The following is a 4,024-nucleotide window of genomic DNA, read 5'->3' on the forward strand; positions in this document are numbered from 1 at the left end:
CTCAATCTCGCAACTTTTTTTAAATGAAGAAAATGGTAGTATCTATTAAGATATAGATACAAAGTTAGTTATTAAATACTACGAAGTAAAGGGAGGAATCACTATGTTTACAATGTATAATGAAAGAACAAAATATCCAATAAGAATCTGGTTGCAGGACGAAAGTAAGATAGAGGAAAGTTGTCTTGAGCAGGCATATAATTTAGCCAATCTTCCTTTCATACATAAATGGGTATCTTTGATGCCTGATACCCATACGGGAAAGGGAATGCCAATTGGAGGAGTAATCGCAACGGAGGGGGTGATTATTCCAAATGCAGTAGGTGTGGATATAGGCTGTGGGATGATATTCGTGCCTACGAATATTAAGGTAGAAGAGTTATTAGAAGTTACAACAGGAAACGGGCCACTAGTTCAGGCGATAGTCGGTGATATCCTTCGTAATATTCCAGTGGGATATAACCGTCATAAATCCAAGAAAAGTTCTGCTGTTTTAGATAAGGCGAACGAGCAATTCGATTTATATAAGGATAACGAAGAATTAGTGCCACTTATTGACGATGGATATTACCAAGTCGGAACGCTTGGAGGAGGAAATCATTTTATTGAGTTACAACGTGATCAAGATGGTTATCTTGGGATTATGATTCATTCTGGTAGCCGTCATTTGGGAAAGGAAATCTGTGATTATTTTCATAATAAAGCAAGGGAACTGAATAGCAGATGGTACAGCGCAGTTCCAGATTCCTTTCATTTGGCATTCTTGCCTGTGGATACAAAAGAAGGGAAGCAATATATCAACTGGATGAATCTAGCGTTAGATTATGCTTACGAAAACCGAGCAAGTATGCTAGACAATACATGTAATATTGTTGCTACATGGATTAAAAAATATATCGGAAAAGATATCGAATTTGGTGAAATCATTAACTGCCATCATAATTATGCATCTTATGAAACACATTATGGAAAAGATGTTTGGGTGCATCGAAAAGGTGCTACAAGAACACGAAAAGGAGAGATTGCAGTAATTCCGGGAGCTATGGGGTCATACAGCTATGTCGTAGAGGGACTTGGTAATGAGATGTCCTTTGAATCCTCTTCTCACGGTGCTGGTAGAGCATATTCAAGAAAGAAGGCTATCGAAACATTTCCTGTTGAAAAAGTAATTCTTGATTTGAGAGAGCAAGGTGTAGCAATAGCAAAACATAAGAAGAGTGATATTGCAGAGGAATGCCGATTTGCATACAAGAATATTGATGAAGTAATGGAAAATCAAAGAGATTTGGTGAAACCGATTCGAAAGTTAGAAACGGTAGGTGTTGTAAAAGGATAAGACATAGGAAGAATTTACTATATGCAGAAATATAGAATATTTGGTAGAATTAACAAGAACAAAATCCAAAATGAAAGGGAAATGTACCTATGTATGAAATATTAGAAAAGGCTTGTGCGATAATGTGCGTTGTATTTGGTGTACTAATGTTATTTTTACCATTAGATACTCTGAAAAAAATGAAAATTGTAAAAGAACATGTATCTGCTACAAAAACAAAAGTTCTTGGAGGACTTATTACAGTACTTGGGATTGTGGCATTGATTTTATTTTTTTCAATATAATTATGAATTTGGGGTCAAAAGTCATTTTGCCCCCAACTGATACACGGATTGCTACGCATTTCATACTCCCATTCAAGATAAATGAGTGAAACAAAAGACTTGTTTATCTTACATGGGAGTTTTTTTTATAATTAAATTTTTTCAAATTAAAGATGATATTATCTTTAATTTATATTATAATAAAAGGCGAGCGAGATGAAACAAGGCAAAACTCATTGACATTGCTTTATTCATCACGTATAATTAAACAAGATTTACTTTAGTAGCGAATTATCACTTTAAAGCGATGAAGTGATAAAAGAGACAGATTTGAGCGGATTAAATAAGAGAAGCAACTAAAGATATAACAAACAAGCATATTTGAAAGGATGTAAAAACTATGATTGATAAATTACTACATACACCAGAAGGTGTTCGTGATATATACAATGGAGAGTGTGAGAAGAAGTTGATTCTGCAAAACCGTATGCATGAGGTTTTGAAATTATATGGATTTAAAGATATCCAAACCCCTTCTTTTGAGTTTTATGATATATTTAGTAAAGAAAAAGGAACGGTTGCATCGAAAGAGATGTATAAATTCTTTGATAGAGAAGGAAATACTTTGGCATTACGACCAGACATGACACCTGCGATTGCACGTTGTGTTGCAAAGTATTTTAGGGATGAGAATCTTCCAATTCGTCTTTGCTATATGGGAAGCACATTTATTAACAATAGTAGCTACCAAGGAAAATTAAAAGAATCAACACAACTTGGAGCAGAATTAATTAACGATTCAACAGTAGATGCAGATGCACAGATGCTTGCTCTATCAATTGAATGTTTACAAAAAGTTGGTTTAAAAGAATTTCAATTAGAAATTGGTCATGTAGATTTCTTCAATGGTTTAGTAGAAGAAGCAGGGTTTGAAGAGGAAGAGATTGAACAGTTACGTGGTGCAATCGAAGATAAGAATTTATTTGGTGTTGAAGAGTTAGTGTCGAATAAAGCGATTGATTCTAAGTTAAAGGAAGTATTATTCAAACTTCCTGAGTTATTTGGCAATGAAGAGATACTAGAGTATGCAAGTAAGATGACAAGCAATGAAAAAGCACAGAAGGCGATTTCACGTTTGAAAGATGTATACGATATCTTGAATTTATATGGTTTTGGAGATTATGTTACATTTGACCTTGGAATGCTTAGCAAACATAAGTACTACACAGGTGTTATCTTCCGTGGGTTTACATATGGTACAGGCGATGCCATTGTAACAGGTGGTCGTTATGACAAATTAGTTTGTCAATTTGGTAAAGATGCACCTGCAATCGGAGTTGCAATTGTAGTAGATCAATTAATGAATGCATTATCAAGACAGAAGATAGAAGTAGAATTAGTAGAGAATAATACGTTGATTTTATACCATGGGGAATTTAGAGAATCAGCGATTACATTAGCAAAATATTTCAGAAATCATGGAATGAACATAGAGATGTTAGCGATGAATGCTTCTTATAGCGATGATAGTTACAAAGAGTATGCAAAACGTTCTAATACGGGTGGTATGCTAGTTATGGAAGATAGTGAGACAATTCAAGTAATCAATCTGAAAGAAAATGTAACAAACGTAGTTAAGATGTCAGATTTGATTCAATAGGATAAGGAGAGTAGTTATCATATGAGATATTTAACATTTGCATTGGCAAAGGGTCGTTTAGCCAAGAAAACATTATCCATCTTAGAGCAGATTGGTATTACTTGTGAAGAGATGAAAGACCCAGATTCAAGAAAATTAATCTTCGTAAATGAAGAATTGAAACTAAAGTTCTTTCTTGCAAAAGCAACGGATGTTCCTACATATGTAGAATATGGTGCAGCGGATATAGGTGTTGTTGGTAAAGATACCATTATGGAAGAAGGACGTAAACTATATGAAGTAATTGATCTAGGCCTTGGAAAGTGTAGAATGTGTGTAGCAGGCCCAGCTTCTGCGAAGGACTTACTACATCATGGCGAATTAATTCGTGTTGCTACGAAATATCCGAATATTGCGAAAGATTATTTCTATAATATTAAGCATCAAACGGTAGAGATTATTAAATTAAATGGTTCTATAGAGTTAGCTCCAATTGTTGGATTATCAGAAGTGATTGTTGATATCGTTGAAACTGGTTCAACACTTCGTGAGAATGGATTAGAAGTATTAGAAGAAATCTGTCCATTATCTGCACGTATGGTCGTAAACCAAGTTAGTATGAAGATGGAACATGAGAGAATTCAAAAGTTAATTACAGAGCTAAAAGGTGTAATAGGAAATTAGTACTAGGATTTTATCGAAATTCATTGTAAAATAAAATGTAACTGTAGCTTAGTGTTTGCAAGTTATAAGAAAGGCAAGGTTAATTTATGAAAATAGTAAAAA

General features: G+C 34.1%; 4 protein-coding genes. All 4 read left to right on the forward strand.

Annotated features, from left to right (window positions below; genetic code table 11):
* Positions 1-103: 103 nt before the first annotated feature.
* The 4 genes from RMR19_RS04730 to hisG all read left to right on the forward strand — a co-directional run bounded on the left by RMR19_RS04730 (position 104) and on the right by hisG (position 3,922).
* Positions 104-1,336 carry an RtcB family protein gene (locus RMR19_RS04730; RefSeq protein ID WP_310602349.1) on the forward strand — a complete coding sequence of 411 codons (1,233 nt, stop codon included), beginning with the start codon at positions 104-106 and terminating at the stop codon, positions 1,334-1,336.
* Between the two features lie 89 nt (positions 1,337-1,425).
* Entirely contained in the window at positions 1,426-1,620 is a 195-nt protein-coding gene (locus RMR19_RS04735) for a hypothetical protein (RefSeq protein ID WP_310602350.1), read from the forward strand.
* A gap of 379 nt (positions 1,621-1,999) precedes the next feature.
* Entirely contained in the window at positions 2,000-3,259 is a 1,260-nt protein-coding gene (gene hisZ, locus RMR19_RS04740) for an ATP phosphoribosyltransferase regulatory subunit (RefSeq protein WP_310602351.1), read from the forward strand.
* 21 nt (positions 3,260-3,280) lie between these two features.
* Positions 3,281-3,922 carry an ATP phosphoribosyltransferase gene (hisG, locus tag RMR19_RS04745; protein WP_310602352.1) on the forward strand — a complete coding sequence of 214 codons (642 nt, stop codon included), beginning with the start codon at positions 3,281-3,283 and terminating at the stop codon, positions 3,920-3,922.
* Positions 3,923-4,024: the final 102 nt, after the last annotated feature.

It is taken from the genome of Anaerosporobacter sp. (assembly GCF_031551385.1).
In the GTDB taxonomy this organism is placed as follows: Bacteria; Bacillota; Clostridia; order Lachnospirales; family Lachnospiraceae; genus Anaerosporobacter.

Bases quoted from the DNA above. Each gene is read 5' to 3' on its own strand.
- hisZ (WP_310602351.1), top strand. From the start codon at position 2,000: ATGATTGATAAATTACTACATACACCAGAAGGTGTTCGTGATATATAC.
- RMR19_RS04735 (WP_310602350.1), top strand. From the start codon at position 1,426: ATGTATGAAATATTAGAAAAGGCTTGTGCGATAATGTGCGTTGTATTT.
- RMR19_RS04730 (WP_310602349.1), top strand. From the start codon at position 104: ATGTTTACAATGTATAATGAAAGAACAAAATATCCAATAAGAATCTGG.
- hisG (WP_310602352.1), top strand. From the start codon at position 3,281: ATGAGATATTTAACATTTGCATTGGCAAAGGGTCGTTTAGCCAAGAAA.